Source organism: Ruegeria sp. CDSC045 (assembly GCF_059610725.1).
Window position 1 is genome coordinate 1 of the sequence record NZ_JBXWOE010000011.1, and the last position, 19,443, is coordinate 19,443.

Sequence of the window (19,443 nt, forward strand, 5' to 3'; positions counted from 1 at the left end):
AGTGTGTCCCAAGCGCCTCAGCAGCGCCGGTGAAGGGGGTTCTAAGCATTACAAACATACACCGCAAGCAGAAAATCCCCGAAACTCGCGAAAATCTTCAGAACTATTATTTAATGAAATAAAACAAATACTTACAAATAGTACCAGGCCCAAATACGGCGACCAACCGCCAAGATGCGTACGGAAAATTGTGTTTCGCACAGGCTTACCGGCAGACTCAGGCCGAGTCGGGCGGAATCGCACCCCGGAATCGGCTCATCAGGGTCGAGATCGGTAGGCGCAAAGCAAGCAAAGCCAAAATCACGGACAAATAGATCAAGGGTTCGATCTGAAATCCTTTGGCCTGCATTACATAATGCACGCCCCCCAGAACTGCTGCCGGATAGACCAAACGCTGAAGCGCGCGCCAGCCCGGGCCAAGCTGCCGTACTGAAAAGTTGTTCGACGTCACGGCCAGTGGCAGCGTCAGAACAAATGCCGCCATACCTACAGTTATATAGGGGCGCTTCAGGATGTCCGCCCAGATCTGCCCGGGGGCCTGCACATCCAATACCAGCCAAACCAAAAGATGCAGACTGATATATATAAATGTCAAAACGCCCAGCGCCCGCCTGAACTTGATCAGGTTCACGCCGACAAACCTGCGCAGGGGCGATATAGCCAGAACAACAATCAAAAACTGCAATGCCAGTTTGCCGTACTTATGCTCAAGAGCCTCAATCGGGTCGGCACCCAAACCTCCGGTCAGCCCTTGATAGAACAGCCAGGGTGCCGGCAGGATCCCCAGCAAATAGACGGCCCAAACAGGGATCCGACGGAATATCTGGTTCAGCGCGCTCATACTCTCAATAATGCTTGGACAGATCCATGCCTTCGTAAAGCCCGGCGACCTCGTCCTCGTAGCCATTGAACATGAGCGTCGGGATGCGCTTGGCAAACAGCCCACCGCCGATTTGGCGCTCCGAGGCCTGCGACCAGCGCGGGTGATCCACATTGGGGTTCACGTTACTATAGAAACCATATTCGCGCGGACCGGCCATGTTCCAGCTTGTCGGTGGCTCAACATCTGACACCGTAATGCGAACGATCGACTTGATGGATTTGAACCCGTATTTCCACGGAACCACCAGACGCAACGGTGCGCCGTTCTGGTTCGGGATCGGCCGGCCATAAATACCAGTGGCCATCAGGGTCAGTGGGTGCATTGCTTCGTCCAGCCGCAGACCTTCACGGTACGGCCAGTCCAGAACCGGATACTGAACACCCGGCATTTCATCTGGACGATAAGCGGTTTCAAAGGCAACGTATTTGGCGCCTTCCTGAACACCGGCCATGTTCAGCAGGTCGGCCAGTTCAAACCCGTTCCAAGGGATCACCATCGACCATGCCTCGACACAGCGAAACCGGTATATCCGTTCTTCGACGGTCATTTCGGACAGGATGTCCTTGAAATTGTAATCGCCGGGCTTGTCCACCAGACCGTCAATCTTGATGCTCCACGGCTCAGTAACAAGAGTATAGGCGTATTTTGCAGGATCTTCTTTCCGCGTACCAAACTCGTAATAATTGTTATAGCCGGTGATCTCTTCCCAGGTATTCGGCTCCAGCACCTCTTGCGCGGCTGCCCCCTGCGCCAGCCCTGCCAATCCGACACCCGCCATCCCGGCCATCATCTGGCGCCGGTTCAGAAACGCCGCCCGGGGGGTGACGTCGGCATGTGTCAATGTGTTGGTCCAGCGATGCGCCATCTAAGTCTCCGTCTTCATGCAACCTCAGAAGTGAGGTAGTCTGCTGATAGCACAGGGCCAAGGAAACAAGCGTCACGATTGAGCGACCGGATTGTAACGTATCCGCGTGCAGCGGCGCTTGCTTGGGTCACCACCTTTACAACGTAGGCCTCAAAAATGCAGGCTGGGCCGCAGGTATTACCAACAAGGGAAAAGATGGACGACCCATCCAACGATTGAAATCCACCAGTGGGAGAAGAAGAATGTGTGACATCTGCGTTATGAATGCCGTCAAAGACAGAATGCTGTCGCGGCGGAGTTTCTTCAAAGCTGCTGCCGCCACGAGCGTTGCGGCTGCGACCACCGGAGCGATTGCACCAGCAGCGCTGGCCGCAGGTCATGGCGGGGTCGAGGACATGACCCATACGCTCAGCCCCGACTTTCCGACCTGGGGAGGCGAACCCGGCATTTCCGCCGAACAGGCGTTCAACTTCGCGGATCACGGCTTTAACCTGTTCAATCTGTCGATCAACGAACATACCGGCACGCATATAGATGCGCCTCTGCATTTTTCCGCGGATGGTATGTCGGTCGATGAGATACCGGTGACTGATCTGGTTGCACCGCTTTGTGTCGTCAATATCGCCGCCCGCGCGGCCGAAGACGCCGACACCCGCGTTACCCCGGACGATCTGAAGGCGTGGATTGCGGCCAACGGAGACATCCCCGACGGCGCTTGCGTAGCGATGCATTCCGGTTGGTCCGGCAAGACCGCCACGGATGGGTTCCGCAATTTCGACGGTGAGGCGCAGCACTATCCCGGGTTTCACGTCGAAGCGGCGCAGATGTTAATGGAAGACACCGGCGCGCGGTCGATTGCGGTGGATACCCTGTCGCTGGATCACGGCATGTCTGCTGATTTCGCCACCCACTATGCCTGGCTGCCCTCGGGTCGGTTTGGCATCGAATGCCTTGCGGGCCTGGATCGGGTTCCGGCCGCGGGGGCCACGCTGGTCATCGGCGCACCGAAACATGCTGGCGGCACCGGAGGTCCGGCACGGATATTCGCATTGGTCTAAAGCCACGATGCACTAGTGATGCAGCATACCTTCAAAGCACGGACCGATGCCCAAACCCATTGCCGAAATCACGCATCGCTACGATACAGCCGCGCCCCGGTGGCGGGACAAGATGCGCGCGCTTGGGTACTATGATGGCTACCTAGAATTCCTGACCTCGGGATTGCCTGTCGCTGACGAAGTGACACATGTGGTCGATATTGGGGCTGGCACTGCGTCCTTCGCCGAGGCCTGGGTAGCGGTCCACGGAAAACCGGCCAGGATAACCTTACTTGAACCCAGCGCGGCGATGATCAGGCAAGGCCAAAAGGCTCTGCGGGCGCGGGGGGTCGAACCAGAACTAGCCCAAGGGGTGCTAGGCAATGTCAATCTAGACCCCGTAGGCGTAGCTCTTGCGGCCCATGTGATTGAACATTGCGCAGATCCGTCCCAAGCCTTGCAAGACATTCACAGACTGCTGCGCCCGGGGGGTCGCCTGTTTTTGGTGGTATCAAAGCCACATTGGTGTAACGCCATCATCTGGTTGCAATGGCGACATAAAACGTTTCAGCGCGCGGAGATCTTAGAGCTGCTAGATGAAGCAGGTTTTGATTGCGAAACGGTCTATTCTTTCCCATCTGGCCCACCCTCTCGGACAAGCCGGGGGTTAGTCGCAAAAAAACGCGGGTAAATTCAAGAATGGACCCACCAGTCAAGCGGGTCCATTCAACAATCAGTTTAGGTTCAATGCACCACGGCATCATCCGGTCGTGGTCGCTCAGACGTGCCCAGCCGATCGCCTATGATCAGGCCCTCGGCCCCGGCGGTGACCGGAATAGACTCACCATCCTTGATCTCACCCGCCAGCAGCGCCTCGGCCAGAGGGTTCTGCAAGGCGCGTTGGATCACGCGTTTCAGCGGGCGAGCACCGAAGACCGGGTCATAGCCCTCGTTGGCCAGCCATTCCTTAGCCCCGTCGTCCAGAACCAGCTCGATCTTCCGCGCGGCCAGACGTTTTTGCAGGCGCGCCATTTGGATATCGACAATGCCATCCATATCACCCCGTTTCAGGCGGTCGAAAATGATCGTTTCGTCCAGACGGTTCAGGAATTCGGGCCGGAAATGCGCCCGGACCGCATCCATCACATCCCGCCGTGCCTGTGCACTGTCGGCACCGTCGGGCAACTGGCTGAGCGCCTGAGAGCCGAGGTTCGAGGTCAGGATGATCAGCGTCTGCTTGAAGTCCACGGTGCGGCCCTGACCATCGGTCAGCACACCATCATCCAGTACCTGCAACAGCACGTTGAACACATCCGGATGCGCCTTTTCGACCTCGTCAAACAGCACGACTTGATAGGGCCTGCGCCGCACGGCTTCGGTCAGCACACCGCCTTCGTCATAACCGACATAGCCCGGTGGGGCGCCGATCAGACGGGCAACCGCGTGTTTCTCCATGAACTCAGACATGTCGATGCGCACCATCGCGTTATCGTCGTCGAACAGGAAGTTCGCCACGGCTTTGGTCAGCTCGGTCTTACCTACACCCGTGGGCCCGAGGAACAGAAACGAGCCCAGCGGGCGGCCTTCGTCGTTCAGGCCCGCACGCGCACGACGTACAGCATTGGCCACAGCAGTGACCGCCGCATCCTGACCGATCACGCGGGAATGCAGATCGTCTTCCATCCGCAGCAGCTTCTCGCGCTCGCCTTCCAGCATCTTCGAGGTTGGGATACCAGTCCAGCGTTCAACCACCGAAGCGATCTGTTCCGGACGCACCGTTTCTTCAGCCATCATCTGGCTGCTTTCGGCATTTTCGGCCTCGGTCAGCTTTTTCTCAAGCTCTGGGATGACGCCGTAAGACAGCTCACCCGCTTTGGCGAGGTTGCCTTCGCGCTTGGCGATTTCCAGATCGGCCCGTGCCTTGTCGAGCTGTTCCTTCAGATCGCGCGCACCAGCCAGCTTGTCACGTTCGGCTTGCCACTGTGCAGTCATCTCGGCGGATTGCTCCTGCAGATCGGCCAGATCCTTTTGCAAGGTTTCCAGACGATCCTTCGATGCCGCATCATCTTCGAGCTTCAGCGCCTGCTCCTCGATCTGCATCTGCAGAATCTGACGATCCAGCTGATCGAGTTCTTCGGGCTTGCTATCCACTTCCATCCGCAAGCGAGCCGACGCTTCATCGACAAGGTCGATAGCTTTATCGGGCAGGAAGCGATCAGTGATGTAGCGATGCGACAGGGTCGCTGCCGACACCAAAGCCGAGTCCGAGATACGCACGCCATGGTGCAACTCGTACTTTTCCTTGATACCGCGCAGGATGCTGATCGTGTCCTCGACAGTCGGTTCCTGAACCACAACCGGCTGGAACCGGCGCGCCAAAGCCGCGTCTTTTTCCACGTATTTGCGATACTCATCCAGCGTGGTTGCACCGATACAATGCAGCTCACCCCGAGCAAGCGCAGGCTTGATCAGGTTGGCAGCATCCATCGCGCCGTCGGATTTGCCCGCGCCCACCAGCGTGTGCATCTCATCAATGAACAAGATGATTTCACCGGCGGCTTCGGTCACTTCGGTCAAAACCGCCTTGAGGCGTTCTTCGAACTCACCACGGTATTTCGCACCTGCGATCAGCGCACCCATGTCGAGCGCGAGCAACTTTTTATCCTTTAGCGATTCCGGCACATCCCCATTGATGATGCGCAGGGCCATACCTTCGGCAATCGCGGTTTTACCGACGCCGGGTTCCCCGATCAGAACCGGGTTGTTCTTGGTGCGGCGCGACAGAACCTGCATCGAGCGGCGGATTTCCTCATCCCGTCCGATGATCGGGTCGATCTTGCCCTCAGCAGCCGCTTCGGTCAGGTCACGCGCGTATTTCTTGAGCGCGTCATAACCATCTTCCGCCGATGCGGTGTCAGCAGTGCGGCCCTTGCGGATGTCATTGATGGCTTCGTTCAGTTTCTGCGCCGTCACCGCGCCATCTTCCAAAGCATCCTTGGCTTTGGATTTCACCATGCACAGCGCCATCAGAATACGTTCAACCGGCACGAAACTATCGCCTGCCTTGGTGGCGATCTTTTCAGCTTCATCCAGAACTTTGGCGGTCTGACCATCCAGATAAACCTGGCCCGCATCGCCGCTGACCTTGGGAATTTTGGCCATGGACGCATCCAGTGCGTTAACGACACGGCTGGGCGCTCCGCCTGCGCGGGTGATCAGATTGCTGGCCAGCCCCTGATCATCGTCCATCAAGGCTTTGAGTATATGTTCAGGGGTCAACCTCTGGTGCCCCTCGCGCATCGCAATCGTTTGCGCTGCCTGCACGAAACCTCGTGCCCGCTCGGTGAACTTGTTCAAGTCCATATTTTGCTCCTTCTCTAAGCGCCCGGTTTTGACGCGCCCGCCTGGCAGCGCGCGTCGGTCTGGGCCTCACATTCAATCTGGGAAATATCTTGCGCGGTTCAAGGGGTCTGCCAACAGAATCCAACCTACCGACGCGGCACAGAATAAACTGTATATCCCCCAGTTTTCGCCACAGAACGCGCACCGTACATATCGACAAGCGATTGCGCCGCATCGCTGCCTGTCGGGCAGGAAACCAGATCGGCGGCGTCATCCAGAAAATCCACGGTAAAGGCGGATTCCCCCGTAACCTGACAGTCATCATCCATCGAACGATAACCGCCAATCAGCCGGAGGTTGTCGTTTGTCGGAGACCTCAGAACTGTATCAGCAGCCTCTTTTTCCAGCGCCATGTCCTGACACCCGGCCAGCATCAGCCCCGCGCAGATTGCGATAGTGGGTTTCGTAAACTGTCTCATTCCGAATTCCGTCCCAGTTGCACAACGCGATAATAGCACAGTCGGAAACCTCTGCCGTGATCTGAATCACGCAAGGCGCGCATGGACAGAAGCGCACGAAACCGTTAGGACGCAGACGTTTGCCAAAAAGGAGCCCCCAATGTCCGATGACCGCCTGATTGTAGCCCTTGATGTCCCCAACGCCCTGGACGGTCTGGCCTTGGCCGAGCGGCTGGGGGACAGTGTCTCATTCTACAAGATCGGCCTGGGAATGCTGACAGGGGGCGGGCTAGCCCTGGCGAACGAGTTAAAGCAGGATCAGGGCAAGCGCATCTTTCTGGACATGAAACTGTTCGACATCGGTAATACGGTGGAAAATGCGGTGCGCGGTCTGGCACAGTTCGATTTGGATTTCCTGACCGTACATGGTGACCCGCACGTGGTGCGGGCCGCCAAAGAGGGTGCGTCTGGCAAAGACCTCAAGATCCTGGCCGTAACCATCCTGACCTCGTTGAACCGGGATGATCTGGATGCCAGCCTGCTGAAGTCGGGCGATGTCCAGGACCTGGTTGTCGAACGCGCGGCCAAAGCGTTGGAGGCGGGTGCCGATGGCGTCATCGCCAGCCCGCAAGAGGCCGCGCTGATCCGTGCCCTGCCCCAAGCCGAAAATCGCTTGATCGTGACACCCGGCGTTCGGCCCGCAGGTGCCGCGTTGGGTGATCAGAAACGGGTCGCAACCCCGGCAACTGCCATCGGTGACGGCGCCGATCACATCGTAGTGGGACGCCCAATCTATCAGGCGCAAGACCCTAAAGCCGCCGCAGAGGCGGTGCTTGCAGAGTTAAATTCCTTATCCCGACACTAGGGCAATCCGGCTAAATCAGGCTAAATTTTCGCAAGAACAACCCGCAAACAGTTGACCTTAGGTCACTTTTCACCCGATCCGCGCCAAATCGTCCCTGTGCCCCAAAACACACATGCAAAACACGAGTTTCCACTGTGTGAACTGGGTTCTATCGAAAAATTCGATTTTGAGAGAATCTAAGTAGGTGATACTCCCCGCGGACCATCTCTTCCTGAGGTCCGTCACCTCCCCCCGCCACTTTGCGGGGGGCCTTCTTTTGGCAGATCTGGTTCCTACCCTCACTGTGCGGGTTTTGCCCGTGGCATGCGAATGATATAGTCACCGAACCTTACGGACCGCATGGAAGACGGGAAAAGAAAATGCCCGGCCTCTGCCGAGATTGCCTGACAGAACTGACGAAGGAACGCCGCTGCCCGGACTGCGGCAGCCCGCGCATCAAAACGCATCCTGAATTGTTTGACCTGTCCATCGCACATATGGATTGCGATGCCTTCTACGCCTCTGTCGAAAAACGGGACAATCCGGAGCTGGCCGACAAACCCGTCATTATCGGGGGCGGCAAGCGCGGTGTTGTGTCTACGGCTTGTTATGTAGCCCGGATTCGCGGCGTCCGTTCGGCAATGCCGATGTTCAAGGCGTTGCAACTATGCCCCGACGCTGTCGTGATCAAACCGCGCATGTCGGTCTATGCCGAGGCTTCGCGCCAAATCAGGTCGATGATGGACGAGCTGACGCCGATTGTTGAACCGCTTTCGCTGGACGAAGCGTTCATGGACCTATCCGGCACGCAACGTCTGCACGGTGCGCCTCCCGCAGTCATGCTTGCACGATTGGTCAAACGGATGAAGGACGAGTTGGGGCTGACCGGGTCAATCGGGCTGTCACATAACAAGTTTCTGGCCAAGGTCGCATCCGATCTGGACAAGCCGCGCGGATTTTCGGTGATCGGCGAGGAAGAGACATCCGCGTTTTTGAACGACAAGCCAGTGCGCCTGATCTGGGGCATAGGCCCTGCGGCGCAGGAATCGCTGGACCGCGCAGGCATACGCTTGTTCTCGGACCTGTTGCGCTGGGACCAAGAGGATCTGACCGCGCGGTTTGGCTCCATGGGCTACCGGCTGTGGCATCTGGCCCGCGGTCAGGACAAGCGCCGGGTTTCGGCACATGAACCGATGAAGTCCATCAGCAACGAAACGACCTTTTTTGAAGATACGGCCAATGCCGACATTCTGGATGGGCACCTTTGGCGGATGGCCGAAAAAGTCTCGGATCGGGCCAAGGCCAAGGGGCTGGCCGGGCGGGTTGTGACGCTCAAGCTGAAACGGGCCAATCACAAACTCATTACGCGACGCGTTTCTCTTCGCGATGCCACGCAGATCGCCGATCGGATCTATCGCACAGCAAGGGCGCTGTTCGATCAGGTTGGTGATCAGGGCCCCTATCGGCTGTTGGGGTGTGGCCTGTCGGATCTGTGCCCCGAGGATCAGGCGGATATTTCAGGGGATCTGCTGGATCCGGATGCCTCGCGCAGATCGCAGGCCGAACGCGCCACGGATGAGATTCGCCGCCGCTTTGGGACGGATGCCATCGTCAAAGGACGTGCCCTGCGCTGAGGTTATTCGGCTGCAAGCTGCAACGATTCACCCCCGATCCGCGTAATATCCATGATGATTTCGCCCAGGGTCTCTTTGAAGGCAGCGAAATTGTCATTCGGCTCGATCCTGCTTTCATCCATATACAGGGATCTGTCGATCTCGATCTGTACAGCATGCTGGTGGCGGCTGGGGCGTCCATAGGTCTGGGTCACATAGGCCCCGGCAAACGGCGTATTTCGGGCCACGCTCAGACCCGCCGAGACGAAAGCGGCCTCTATCTGTTCGACGACCTCTGGCGCTGCAGAGGCACCGAACCGATCCCCCAGCACGATCTCGGGACGTCTGGAATTGACTGTGGACGCAAGGGCCACGGCTTCGTGCGGCATCGAATGACAGTCGATCAGAATCGCCTGCCCGAATTCCTGATGCGATTCTGCCAGCAACGATTTGATCCGGGCATGATAGGGACGCCAACAGGTATCGATTCGCAGACGCGCCTCATCCATGGTCAGCTTACCGCGATAGATTTCTCGACCATTGGCGACCACACGCGGAATCACCCCCAGCCCGGACGCTACCCGCGGGTTATGGCCTTGGCGGCGCGCGCCCTGAATAAGGGCTGGATCCAGCTCTTCTGCGCTGCGGTTCAGATCGACATAGGCGCGTGGCATCATCGCCGAAATCAGTGGCGCACCATGGTCCGCCGCTGATGAAAACAACTGATCCACAAAAGCATCCTCGGAAGAACGAATCACATCTTGGCTGAGAACCGACCGCTTCATCAACCCATTTGGATAGTTTCGACCGCTATGCGGAGAGGAAAAAACCACACAGGACGTGCGCTTGGCAGGCATATCCAGTAGGTAAGCAGCGTTTTGCATGGCGACTCCTTGTTCGCACCAAACATAGACCGGAAAATAGTTCTACCAAACCCCTTGAACCCTTTTGCGACTCCTTTTATAGACCCCGCTACCGGCGCGGGGTTCCGCGCCCCATTTCGTTATGGGGTTGGCCACGCGACGGTTTCATGGGCGGTTAGCTCAGCGGTAGAGCACTTCGTTGACATCGAAGGGGTCACAAGTTCGATCCTTGTACCGCCCACCATGAACTCACTGCTTCGGATTTCCGGGGCACCCGCAAACCCAGGCGCTGGCCACGTCCTTGATGAAGGCGCCGCAGATTGGAGACAGACCCATGAAGGTCAAGAACTCGCTCCGCTCGCTCAAGAACCGGCACCGTGATTGCCGGGTTGTGCGTCGCAAAGGCCGCGTCTACGTGATCAACAAGACGCAGCGTCGGTTCAAAGCTCGTCAGGGCTAAGAACTGCACATACTGAATTCAAAGAACCGCGCCTTCGGGTGCGGTTTTTTTGTCCGGCATTTCAACCAGATGTAATGCGGACGGAACTGCAGGAATTCGCTCAGAAAGTTCGGTTCTAAGATTCAACGTTGTGATAGGGCGATCTCGTGCTACGCTTTCCGTGATTTTATGACGGGAGGTCGGATTGGCCAACGATGATCTGGACAAGATATTCGGAACAACTCTGACCGACATGGTAGCCGATATAGGCCGCAGTGTGGCCCAGGCGGCCGAACAGCTTAGCATTGATCAGCTGAAAGCGCTGAAGAACTATCCCCAGGAACTGCGCGATCTTGGCATCCCGCCGGTCTTTTATCACATGCAGGATGTCGATGTGGAACTGAAGGTCGTCATGGAGATGAGCAGTTCCACCGAAGAAGGCCAACGCAGCAGGATTGGCACCTTTATTTTTGGCCCGAAATTGACTCAGACAGACACGCTCGATTCCAAAAGCGCGTCCACGATGCGAATGCGTTTCGCGCCCGGTCCCGTAGATGAGAGCAGATCTTTGGATGGCAATGATGGCAACTAAGAAAGTCAAAGCCCCCAAAAGAGCGCCCATAGATGTCCGCGTCACCGAGATGCCCGAGGCATTCACCACTCTGCTTCAGTCACTTGAAAACCGCATGACGGCAATGGAGGCGCGCGAAGTCGCGCTGCTCGAGACGATCAACGACCTCCAAGAACGGATCGACGATCTGGAAGAAGGCAGCGGCGGCATGTTGATGGGCGCGGGTAACCCGGTGATGAACCCGATGGCCGAGGGCCGCGCGGCAATGGGAGCGGACGATCCTGACACACAGGTCGTCAACGCTCAGGAATTCTCGCAAGCCCTGGGTGAACAGATCCTCGCCGGGTCTGATGGCAGCAGTGATTTCACCATCGACAACGTCAAAGTCGAAGCGGTTGTTGGGTTGGGTCAGGACGGCACCAAAGCCCAAATCGCGACGAATGCCCGAAAACAGGCGATCAGCCAGAACGCATCCAAGGTCACTTTTTCCGTCAGGAGGCGGACCGCCACGCAAATTATTGAGAAAGACTGAATTAACAGAGGAGATTGGAAATGAGTATCGGGCAGGAACTGCTAAACGTCCCGTTTGCGGAAATGGTTCAAAAGCTTGCGCTTTCCGTTGCCGAGTCGCAGACCGAGTTGGATCGACATTCTACAGATGTCGCCAAATATATGGCCGATCAGAAGATCCAGCTTCCGGACCTGTCCAATCCCAATGGCCCCCCCAAAGAATTCAGTTTGGTTTCCATGGGCTTTCTACCCGCATTCTACGCGGTGCAAGAAGCCGAAATTGAGGTCAAAATGGCGATCTCAATGACTAAGCAAACCGAAAAAGCGGGCAGCGCTTCGGTCAAAGGTGGTTGGGGCCCTGTCGCAGCGCAGGTCAATGCCAGCTATTCCTCGCGCTATGCTTACAGCCAAGAAGGTGCAAGCAGGCTGACCATCAAACTGGCCCCGGCCGATCCTCCGGTCTTGCTGCAGAAATATATGGAAGCTGTCACACAGGTCATGCTGAAAAAAGAACCGGTGTTGACCGACGACCCAGACCCTGAGCCGGCCCCCGCACCTGTCCCGGACCCGTCTCCACCTGAACCTGAAAAAAGACAGAGAAAGCGCTAAGCAGCATCTCTCGATTTTTCAGTTCTTAAATCAACACGACTAGGTCAGCCATGACGGCGTAGCCAGGATCGGCTTTGCCGACCCTCAGGCCCCGCTGTGCAGTACCACTTGGTCGGGGCCAGCGACATGTTGGCGGTGATTTGACCAACTAATTTTGTCGGAATTTCTTGCATCCCCCTGAGAATCGTTTAATTGACCATTTCAGTCGGGTTATTACCCGCGCCGATTTTCAATGTTGGGACACATGATGCTGAAATCCTCTACCTGCGTTGCCGCCGCCCTGACGGCCCTGATCGCGACCTCTGCCGCTGCCGAGGGCGAACTGAACCTTTATTCTTCGCGCCACTACGACACCGACGAACGCCTCTATTCCGATTTCGAAGAGGCCACCGGTATAACCATCAACCGCATCGAAGGCAAAGCGGACGAGCTGATTGCCCGGATGGAAGCCGAGGGCGCGAACTCACCCGCAGATATCTTGCTGACCGTTGATACCTCGCGTCTGGCGCGTGCCAAGAACGCGGGTATCCTGCAGCCGGTCCAAAGCGCGGTTCTGGAAGAACGTATTCCCGCCAACCTGCAGGACGAAGACAACCAGTGGTATGGCTTTTCGCAGCGCGCGCGGATCATCTTCTTTGACAAGGCCGATGTGACCAACCCGCCCGCGTCTTATCTGGATCTGGCCAAGCCCGAATACAAAGGTTTGGTCTGCATCCGGTCGTCCAGTAACACCTATAACCAGACCCTGCTGGCCTCGATCATCACAAACCACGGTGCGGAAACCGCCAAGACCTGGGCCGAAGGCATGGTCGCGAACATGGCGCGTGAACCACAGGGCGGTGACACTGACCAGCTGCGCGGCATTGTTTCGGGTGAATGCGAGATCGCCGTTTCGAACTCCTACTACTTTGCCCGTGCAATGCGTAAAGACGTCAAAGGCCTGAGCGCTGAGATTGACATGATCGGCGTCCAGTTCCCGGCGCAAGAAGCCGAAGGCGCGCACATGAACCTGTCCGGTGCCGGCGTGGCCGCAAATGCCCCGAACAAGGACAACGCGATCAAGTTCCTGGAATACCTCGCCAGCGATCAGGCGCAGGTCTATTTCTCGAACGGCAATGACGAATTCCCGGCGGTCGAAGGCGTCGCCCTTGCGGATAACGTTGCCGCCCTGGGTGAGTACAAAGCCGACGAGATCAACCTGTCCCAGGTCGCCAAGAACATCCCCGAGGCACAGAAGATCTTTAACGAGGCCGGCTGGAAGTAATCTTTCATTCCATCGAGCAGAAGGGCGCAGTTTTCTGCGCCCTTTTCTATTGTGAAGTTATGTTTTCCGGTCAATAATCTCATATATGAAAATGATTCCCATATACGAACTATGCCTGATACCCTATCCGACCGCCTTGCAAACCACCTGAATCAACTTCGCCAAACGCGGGGATGGTCGCTGGATCAGTTGGCGGAACACAGCGGTGTCAGCCGGGCCACTCTGTCGCGCTTGGAAAAGGGGGATGTCAGCCCAACCGCAGAAACTCTGGGCCGGTTATGTGCGGCCTATGGGCTGCCGATGTCGCGTCTATTGATGATGGTCGAGGACAGTTTCGCCCCCCGCGTTCCCTTCGAAAATCAACCCGAATGGCGCGACCCCGAAACAGGCTTTACCCGGCGATCCGTCTCCCCTCCGGCCGCGGGTCTTGGCGGAGAGGTCATGGAAGGCCATCTGCCCCCAGGCGTTGTGATCACCTATGACACGCCGCCAAAACACGGGCAGGAGCATCACCTGATCATGCTGGACGGTGGCCTGACCCTGACCGTGGATGGAACCGCGCATCATCTGACGAGCGGGGATTGCCTGCGCTATCACCTGTCTGGCCCGACACGTTTCGAAACCCACGCCGACCGCGGTGCGCAGTATTTGATGGTGCTGATATGATCTTACGACTGGCGGCCAATGATCTGAACCAAGCCATGAACGATCTGACAGAGATACTGCACGCCTGCGTGCATGACGGGGCGAGTATCGGGTTCATTCAGCCATTTCCGTCGGGCGACGCGCTGCGCTATTGGCAGTCCCATGTCTGGCCAAACATCCAGACCGGCGCGGCCGAGATATTCGTCTATCGTGATGGCGAACGGATTGTCGGCACCGCACAGCTGGTGCCTGCCGCGATGCCCAACCAAGCGCATCGCGCCGACGTGTCCAAGCTGCTTGTTCATCCCCGCGCGCGACGGCGGGGCATTGGGCGGGCGCTTATGGCGGCGGTTGAGGCGCGGGCACGCGAACTGGGGCGGTCCCTTTTGGTGCTGGACACGCGCAGCACGGACCCGTCGCTCCTCCTCTATCAAAGCCTTGGGTTTGAAATTGCCGGAGAGATTCCGAACTACTGCCGCAGCCCGGAAAATGATCGGCTGGAACCAACAACCTTCATGTTCAAAGACCTTAGCTGAGAGGGCGATCAGTCTACGGTGCTAACGGCAGTATAAAGCCGCCGAAACCGCCCCAGCCGTTCAAATAACGCATGCATTTCTACAGGCTCGAACCTGTCCGTCGTCGCAGGTTGCTCGGCCAGATCAGCTATGGTCAGCGCACCGTCAGCACAGGCCGCCAGCCGGGCGGCGCCATAGGCCGGGCCGGATTCCGCCCCCACTGAACGCACTATGGGCTTCTCGGTTACAGCTGAAATCAGACCCAGCAACAGATCAGATCGACTGCCCCCGCCAATCGCTGCAAGCTCTGGCAAACTGTCAATGGTGTCGCCAAAACTCTGTGCAGCATCAGCAAAACAAAAGGCGATTGCCTCGACCACCGAGCGGCAGATCTCGGCACGCGTTGTGGCGTCCTCAAGGCCAAAGAAACAGGCTCGGATATGCGGGTCCCCCAGGGGGCTGCGCTCACCTGTCAGGTAGGGCAGAAATATGGGCACGCGATCACCGCTGACGGTTTCAGCAAGCCCGACAACCTCGGCAGCCGAAAGCCCCAGCTGGTCACCAATCCACGAAATGGGCCTTGCCCCGTTCAGCATCGCCGCCATTTGATACCAGCGGTCGGGCAATGTATGCGCAAACGCATGGACATAGCGTTCGGGGTTGGGCTTGTATTTACGATCCGCAACAAACAACTGACCGGATGTCCCCAACGAGATAAACCCACGTCCAGGTTCGGTTGCGCCCAATGACACCGCACCGGTTGCCGCATCCCCACCTCCGGCCACGACGGGCACGCCGGAGTTCAATCCGGTCTCAGCTGCAGCCTGCGTTGTTACCGTGCCAACGACATTGTGGCCGTCGAACACCTGCGGCAGCCAGTCAACAGCGACATCCGTGGCTTCCGCCATTCCGGTATGCCAGCGGCGTGAAGCCTGGTCGAGCCACATTGTTCCTGCGGCATCGGAAGTATCGGTTGCCAGCTCTCCATGCAGGCGTAGGCCGACATAATCCTTGGGTAGCAGGATATGGGAGAGTCGGGCAAAATTGTGCGGTTCATGCCGTTTCAGCCAAGCAATCTTGGGCGCCGTAAAGCCGGGCAAGGGCAAGACGCCTGCGATGTGACCAACCTGCGGCTGTGCCGCGCGAATGTCGTCGCATTCGCGGACCGCGCGGCTGTCATTCCACAGAATCGCCGGGCGGATAGGGCATTGGTCGCGGTCCAACAGCACGGCCCCGTGCATCTGCCCCGACAATCCGACTGCTTTCACATCCGACAGGGAGATTTCGCCAGCAAGCAGGCCCAACGCATCGCGCGTCGCCTGCCACCAAATCTCCGGGTTCTGCTCGGACCAGCCGGGCTGTGGCGACGACGTCCCGATGCTGACTGACGAGGTCGCAAGAATTCGGCCGGCATCCGCGCAGACAAGTTTGACCGCTGACGTTCCGATGTCGATCCCAAGATACATTCACACCCCTTGCCTTGCATAATTCCGATATCACCGGCCAGGCTATTGATTTTTTTTGCGCGCGCAAAGAATATGTAAAATTATGATAAGATCAAGGTGGACGAACAGACTGGCATGACGAAGATCAGGAACATGGAAGAGTTTGCGGCCCTCAGCGGCATCTCTCGGCCCACCGTATCGAAGTATTTTCAGGATCCGGACAGCGTTCGACCCACAACACGGCTCCGCATCGAAGAGGCGCTTGAGCGCTTCGACTATCGCCCCAACATCTATGCGGTGAACCAGAACCGAAAGCTGACCAAGAATATCGGCATCGTGGTTCCCTATCTTGCCGATCCGTTCTTTGCCGAAATCGCGCGCTATCTGGAACAAAGCTGTATTGCTGCGGGGTATCGCCCGTCGCTGTTCAGCTCGCATGGTGATCCCAAGCTGGAAATCGAAATTCTCGACGGGTTGAAATCCATGAAGCCTGCTGGAGTGCTGCTGGCGCCCTTGGGGCGCACCTCGGATCGGTCAGCGATCGAGAAGTTTTGCGCCAATGTACCGACCGTCCTGTTTGACAGTAATCTCGAAGGCCTGGGCGCGGCCTTTATCGGGTCGGACAATTTCAGTTTCGTCTCACAAACCGTCGAATACATGACCCGCACCGGCGAACCGCCGTCATTTTTTGAGATGCGAACGCCAGCGAACCCCAATGCTAATAAGCGGCGCCACGCCTATATTGAAGTGATGGAACAGCTCGGCTTTGAACCACATGTCATTAGTATCGACGGCCAGGGTTGGGCATTTGAAGAGATTGGCAAACATGGAGCCGCCGGAGTTCTGGAGCGGCAAGAGCTGAAAACGGATTCGGTTTTATGCAGCAACGACCGCCTGGCAATCGGGTTTCTTTCGGCATGTTACGAACAAGGGATTCGGGTCGGTCGCAAGAAAGACTGCGCGTTGCGGGTCGCTTCAAACGATGACCATCCCTTCTCAAGGTTTACCTGCCCGTCTTTGACAACGGCCGCCCATGACTACGACAATGTAGCGGGGCGCAGCGTCGAAACTCTCTTTGAACTCATTGAAAATGGAGGGAAATTTAACGAGAGGACGGAAACACTGTTTCCTGCACGACTTGTTTTGAGAGACTCCGCATGATCAAAAATTAACGCGCGTAAAGTTTTTATTGACGCCGCGACAATTTTCCCCTTACCCTGTCCAAACAACATCCAAGCTCAGGGAGGACAAGGATGTATCTCAAGAACGCACTTCGTGCGGCGACAGCAATGACTTTCGTCGCCACGGCAGCAGCCCAAGCGGATACCTTAACAATAGCGACCGTGAACAACGGCGACATGATCCGGATGCAGGGCTATACCGATAAATTCACCGAAGCGACCGGCATCGATGTCGAGTGGGTTACGTTGGAAGAAAACGTGCTGCGCCAGCGCGTGACAACGGATATCACGACCAAAGGTGGCCAATTCGACATCATGACCATCGGCATGTACGAGACGCCGATCTGGGGCGCGAACGGCTGGCTGGTACCCCTGGACGGGCTGTCGGATGAATACGACGTAGGTGACATCCTGCCCGCCATGTCAGGCGGCCTTAGCCATGATGGAACGCTCTACGCGGCTCCGTTCTACGGCGAAAGCTCGATGATCATGTATCGCACTGACCTGATGGAAAAAGCGGGTATGGAAATGCCGGACGCTCCGACTTGGGAGTTCATCCGCGAAGCGGCTGCTGCGATGACCGATCGCGACGCTGATATCAACGGTATTTGCCTGCGCGGCAAGGCCGGTTGGGGCGAAGGCGGTGCTTTCATCACAGCGATGTCCAATTCCTTTGGTGCGCGCTGGTTTGATGAAGATTGGAAGCCGCAGTTCGATCAGCCTGAATGGGCTGACACGTTGAACTTCTACGTGGGTATGATGAACGAGTCCGGCCCCGCAGGTTACGCCACTAACGGATTTAACGAAAACCTGTCGTTGTTCCAGCAGGGCAAATGCGGCATGTGGATCGACGCAACGGTTGCGGCCTCTTTCGTGACCAACCCGACCGACTCGACAGTCGCGGATAGCGTCGGCTTTGCACTTGCACCCGACACGGGGCTTGGCAAGCGCTCGAATTGGTTGTGGGCGTGGGCTCTGGCAATTCCGGCTGGTACGGAACAAGCAGACTCGGCCAAACAGTTCATCGAGTGGGCAACATCCAAAGACTACATCGAACTCGTAGCCGAAAACGAAGGTTGGGCCAACGTGCCTCCGGGCGCACGTACGTCGCTGTACGAAAATCCGGATTATCAGGCGGTTCCGTTCGCCAAGATGACATTGGACTCGATCCTGTCGGCTGATCCGAACAATCCGACTGTGAAGCCAGTGCCTTACGTTGGTATTCAGTTTGCAGCGATCCCGGAATTCGCAGGTATTGCCACGCAGGTGAGCCAGGAGTTTTCAGCAGTTTATGCCGGGCAGCAAACGGTAGAAGAAGCTCTTGCCAAAGCGCAAGCCTTCACTGCCGAAGAAATGGAAGCCGCAGGCTACTAAGGCCTCCTTCCCAGCGGGCGGACAGAGGTCTGTCCCCCGCTTCACCCTTCCACAACTCGCGTTTTTCTCGCAGGCTGAGCTATGCCTGAACAGAGAGGTTTTGCGTCATGGCTACTCAACATTCCCGATCAGTTGCACGCCTGATGATGGCACCTGCAGTGATCCTGCTTCTTGGCTGGATGCTCGTGCCTCTGACGATGACGCTGTATTTTTCCTTCAAGAAATACCTGCCCCTGCGCGGCGGTGATCTGGGATGGGTCGGCTTGGACAACTACGTCCGGTTCGTCTCCTCCAGTTCCTTCTGGCCCGCGGTTCAGGCCACGCTGATGATCGTCGGCGGCGTGCTTGCCATCACGGTTGTTCTGGGCATCCTTCTGGCAATGCTGCTGGATCAGCCGATGTGGGGCCAAGGCGTTGTCCGCATCCTAGTGATCGCACCGTTCTTTGTGATGCCGACCGTTTCCGCATTGGTCTGGAAGAACATGTTCATGGACCCGGTCAACGGGTTGCTGGCCCATCTGTGGCGCTTTTTCGGGGCTGAGCCAGTTTCCTGGCTATCCGAGGCGTCGATGACGTCAATCATCATGATCGTATCGTGGCAATGGCTGCCATTTGCGACGCTGATCCTGCTGACCGCGATCCAGTCGCTGGACAGTGAACAGTTGGAGGCCGCGGAAATGGACGGCGCGCCGCCGCTCAAGCGCTTTTACCATATCATCCTGCCGCATCTAAGCCGCGCGATCACCATCGTGATCCTGATCCAGACGATTTTCCTGTTGTCGATCTTCGCCGAAATCTTCGTGACCACCGGCGGCGCCTTCGGCACCCGTACACTCACCTACCTGATCTTCCAGCGCGTGCTAGAGGGCCAGAACGTCGGCCTTGGATCAGCCGGAGGTGTCTATGCAATCATCCTTGCCAATATCGTTGCGATCTTCCTGATGCGCATCGTCGGCAAGAACCTGGACGCGTGAGGAGGTAACGA

20 protein-coding genes and 1 tRNA gene are annotated in these 19,443 nt (G+C 57.3%); 15 read left to right on the forward strand and 6 right to left on the reverse strand.

The features are described from left to right. Positions 1-217 precede the first annotated feature (217 nt). Both msrQ and msrP read right to left on the reverse strand, forming a co-directional pair. Complete coding sequence (gene msrQ / locus AC2FH6_RS17060; RefSeq protein ID WP_496703156.1) at positions 218-841, reverse strand: protein-methionine-sulfoxide reductase heme-binding subunit MsrQ; 624 nt, start codon at positions 839-841, stop codon at positions 218-220. A gap of 4 nt (positions 842-845) precedes the next feature. Then, complete coding sequence (msrP, locus tag AC2FH6_RS17065) at positions 846-1,748, reverse strand: protein-methionine-sulfoxide reductase catalytic subunit MsrP (protein WP_282022431.1); 903 nt, start codon at positions 1,746-1,748, stop codon at positions 846-848. 242 nt (positions 1,749-1,990) lie between these two features. Here msrP and AC2FH6_RS17070 point away from each other — a divergent pair, with 242 nt between their 5' ends. Then, on the forward strand, positions 1,991-2,806 hold the full coding sequence (locus AC2FH6_RS17070; protein ID WP_271951861.1) for a cyclase family protein: 816 nt from the start codon (positions 1,991-1,993) through the stop codon (positions 2,804-2,806). A gap of 46 nt (positions 2,807-2,852) precedes the next feature. Further along, on the forward strand, positions 2,853-3,476 hold the full coding sequence (locus tag AC2FH6_RS17075) for a class I SAM-dependent methyltransferase (RefSeq protein ID WP_282022430.1): 624 nt from the start codon (positions 2,853-2,855) through the stop codon (positions 3,474-3,476). Positions 3,477-3,529: 53 nt separating this feature from the next. On the opposite strand, the gene clpB is transcribed toward AC2FH6_RS17075, so the two are convergent. Continuing rightward, on the reverse strand, positions 3,530-6,148 hold the full coding sequence (clpB, locus tag AC2FH6_RS17080) for an ATP-dependent chaperone ClpB (RefSeq protein ID WP_496703734.1): 2,619 nt from the start codon (positions 6,146-6,148) through the stop codon (positions 3,530-3,532). 125 nt (positions 6,149-6,273) lie between these two features. Next, entirely contained in the window at positions 6,274-6,606 is a 333-nt protein-coding gene (locus tag AC2FH6_RS17085; RefSeq protein ID WP_142639515.1) for a hypothetical protein, read from the reverse strand. A gap of 139 nt (positions 6,607-6,745) precedes the next feature. On the opposite strand from AC2FH6_RS17085, the gene pyrF reads away from it, so the two are divergent. Together pyrF and AC2FH6_RS17095 are read left to right on the forward strand one after the other, a co-directional pair. Next, complete coding sequence (gene pyrF, locus AC2FH6_RS17090; RefSeq protein WP_496693104.1) at positions 6,746-7,450, forward strand: orotidine-5'-phosphate decarboxylase; 705 nt, start codon at positions 6,746-6,748, stop codon at positions 7,448-7,450. A 359-nt stretch (positions 7,451-7,809) separates the two neighbouring features. Next, entirely contained in the window at positions 7,810-9,063 is a 1,254-nt protein-coding gene (locus AC2FH6_RS17095) for a DNA polymerase IV (protein WP_496693105.1), read from the forward strand. Positions 9,064-9,065: 2 nt separating this feature from the next. Here the strand turns inward: AC2FH6_RS17095 and AC2FH6_RS17100 are convergent, their stop codons facing one another. Continuing rightward, positions 9,066-9,926 (reverse strand): N-formylglutamate amidohydrolase, encoded by an 861-nt coding sequence (locus AC2FH6_RS17100; protein WP_496697479.1) that lies wholly within the window; start codon positions 9,924-9,926, stop codon positions 9,066-9,068. A gap of 148 nt (positions 9,927-10,074) precedes the next feature. On the opposite strand from AC2FH6_RS17100, the gene AC2FH6_RS17105 reads away from it, so the two are divergent. The 8 genes from AC2FH6_RS17105 (at position 10,075) to AC2FH6_RS17140 (ending at position 14,479) form a co-directional block, all read left to right on the forward strand. Further along, a tRNA-Val gene (locus AC2FH6_RS17105) sits at positions 10,075-10,149 on the forward strand. Between the two features lie 90 nt (positions 10,150-10,239). Then, positions 10,240-10,365 (forward strand): type B 50S ribosomal protein L36, encoded by a 126-nt coding sequence (gene ykgO / locus AC2FH6_RS17110; protein WP_008562923.1) that lies wholly within the window; start codon positions 10,240-10,242, stop codon positions 10,363-10,365. 184 nt (positions 10,366-10,549) lie between these two features. Then, the gene (locus tag AC2FH6_RS17115; protein WP_271951870.1) at positions 10,550-10,936 is read left to right on the forward strand and encodes a hypothetical protein; all 387 of its coding nucleotides are present in this window, start codon (positions 10,550-10,552) and stop codon (positions 10,934-10,936) included. Then, on the forward strand, positions 10,926-11,447 hold the full coding sequence (locus tag AC2FH6_RS17120; protein WP_142639525.1) for a hypothetical protein: 522 nt from the start codon (positions 10,926-10,928) through the stop codon (positions 11,445-11,447). Before AC2FH6_RS17115 ends, AC2FH6_RS17120 begins: the two co-directional genes overlap by 11 nt. Positions 11,448-11,467: 20 nt before the next feature. Continuing rightward, positions 11,468-12,034 carry a hypothetical protein gene (locus tag AC2FH6_RS17125; protein WP_271951874.1) on the forward strand — a complete coding sequence of 189 codons (567 nt, stop codon included), beginning with the start codon at positions 11,468-11,470 and terminating at the stop codon, positions 12,032-12,034. A gap of 247 nt (positions 12,035-12,281) precedes the next feature. Next, the gene (locus AC2FH6_RS17130) at positions 12,282-13,298 is read left to right on the forward strand and encodes an extracellular solute-binding protein (RefSeq protein ID WP_496703735.1); all 1,017 of its coding nucleotides are present in this window, start codon (positions 12,282-12,284) and stop codon (positions 13,296-13,298) included. 111 nt (positions 13,299-13,409) lie between these two features. Then, positions 13,410-13,964 carry a helix-turn-helix domain-containing protein gene (locus AC2FH6_RS17135; RefSeq protein WP_496703736.1) on the forward strand — a complete coding sequence of 185 codons (555 nt, stop codon included), beginning with the start codon at positions 13,410-13,412 and terminating at the stop codon, positions 13,962-13,964. After that, positions 13,961-14,479 carry a GNAT family N-acetyltransferase gene (locus AC2FH6_RS17140; RefSeq protein ID WP_496703737.1) on the forward strand — a complete coding sequence of 173 codons (519 nt, stop codon included), beginning with the start codon at positions 13,961-13,963 and terminating at the stop codon, positions 14,477-14,479. The genes AC2FH6_RS17135 and AC2FH6_RS17140 overlap by 4 nt, the downstream gene beginning before the upstream one ends. An 8-nt stretch (positions 14,480-14,487) precedes the next feature. Here the strand turns inward: AC2FH6_RS17140 and xylB are convergent, their stop codons facing one another. Beyond that, complete coding sequence (gene xylB / locus AC2FH6_RS17145; protein WP_496703738.1) at positions 14,488-15,924, reverse strand: xylulokinase; 1,437 nt, start codon at positions 15,922-15,924, stop codon at positions 14,488-14,490. 114 nt (positions 15,925-16,038) lie between these two features. On the opposite strand from xylB, the gene AC2FH6_RS17150 reads away from it, so the two are divergent. From AC2FH6_RS17150 to AC2FH6_RS17160, 3 genes are all read left to right on the forward strand, one after another. Then, positions 16,039-17,064, forward strand: a complete 1,026-nt coding sequence (locus tag AC2FH6_RS17150; RefSeq protein ID WP_271951883.1) for a LacI family DNA-binding transcriptional regulator — start codon at positions 16,039-16,041, stop codon at positions 17,062-17,064. Positions 17,065-17,156: 92 nt separating this feature from the next. Further along, positions 17,157-18,458, forward strand: coding sequence for an ABC transporter substrate-binding protein (locus AC2FH6_RS17155; RefSeq protein WP_271951885.1), 1,302 nt, complete (start codon positions 17,157-17,159; stop codon positions 18,456-18,458). A gap of 107 nt (positions 18,459-18,565) precedes the next feature. Continuing rightward, complete coding sequence (locus AC2FH6_RS17160) at positions 18,566-19,432, forward strand: carbohydrate ABC transporter permease (protein ID WP_142639539.1); 867 nt, start codon at positions 18,566-18,568, stop codon at positions 19,430-19,432. The last annotated feature ends 11 nt before the right edge of the window (positions 19,433-19,443 follow it).

Coding starts and splice junctions, on each gene's coding strand:
- msrQ (WP_496703156.1), bottom strand. CDS start 841: ATGAGCGCGCTGAACCAGATATTCCGTCGGATCCCTGTTTGGGCCGTC.
- msrP (WP_282022431.1), bottom strand. CDS start 1,748: ATGGCGCATCGCTGGACCAACACATTGACACATGCCGACGTCACCCCC.
- AC2FH6_RS17070 (WP_271951861.1), top strand. CDS start 1,991: ATGTGTGACATCTGCGTTATGAATGCCGTCAAAGACAGAATGCTGTCG.
- AC2FH6_RS17075 (WP_282022430.1), top strand. CDS start 2,853: ATGCCCAAACCCATTGCCGAAATCACGCATCGCTACGATACAGCCGCG.
- clpB (WP_496703734.1), bottom strand. CDS start 6,148: ATGGACTTGAACAAGTTCACCGAGCGGGCACGAGGTTTCGTGCAGGCA.
- AC2FH6_RS17085 (WP_142639515.1), bottom strand. CDS start 6,606: ATGAGACAGTTTACGAAACCCACTATCGCAATCTGCGCGGGGCTGATG.
- pyrF (WP_496693104.1), top strand. CDS start 6,746: ATGTCCGATGACCGCCTGATTGTAGCCCTTGATGTCCCCAACGCCCTG.
- AC2FH6_RS17095 (WP_496693105.1), top strand. CDS start 7,810: ATGCCCGGCCTCTGCCGAGATTGCCTGACAGAACTGACGAAGGAACGC.
- AC2FH6_RS17100 (WP_496697479.1), bottom strand. CDS start 9,926: ATGCAAAACGCTGCTTACCTACTGGATATGCCTGCCAAGCGCACGTCC.
- ykgO (WP_008562923.1), top strand. CDS start 10,240: ATGAAGGTCAAGAACTCGCTCCGCTCGCTCAAGAACCGGCACCGTGAT.
- AC2FH6_RS17120 (WP_142639525.1), top strand. CDS start 10,926: ATGGCAACTAAGAAAGTCAAAGCCCCCAAAAGAGCGCCCATAGATGTC.
- AC2FH6_RS17125 (WP_271951874.1), top strand. CDS start 11,468: ATGAGTATCGGGCAGGAACTGCTAAACGTCCCGTTTGCGGAAATGGTT.
- AC2FH6_RS17130 (WP_496703735.1), top strand. CDS start 12,282: ATGCTGAAATCCTCTACCTGCGTTGCCGCCGCCCTGACGGCCCTGATC.
- AC2FH6_RS17135 (WP_496703736.1), top strand. CDS start 13,410: ATGCCTGATACCCTATCCGACCGCCTTGCAAACCACCTGAATCAACTT.
- AC2FH6_RS17140 (WP_496703737.1), top strand. CDS start 13,961: ATGATCTTACGACTGGCGGCCAATGATCTGAACCAAGCCATGAACGAT.
- xylB (WP_496703738.1), bottom strand. CDS start 15,924: ATGTATCTTGGGATCGACATCGGAACGTCAGCGGTCAAACTTGTCTGC.
- AC2FH6_RS17150 (WP_271951883.1), top strand. CDS start 16,039: ATGACGAAGATCAGGAACATGGAAGAGTTTGCGGCCCTCAGCGGCATC.
- AC2FH6_RS17155 (WP_271951885.1), top strand. CDS start 17,157: ATGTATCTCAAGAACGCACTTCGTGCGGCGACAGCAATGACTTTCGTC.
- AC2FH6_RS17160 (WP_142639539.1), top strand. CDS start 18,566: ATGGCTACTCAACATTCCCGATCAGTTGCACGCCTGATGATGGCACCT.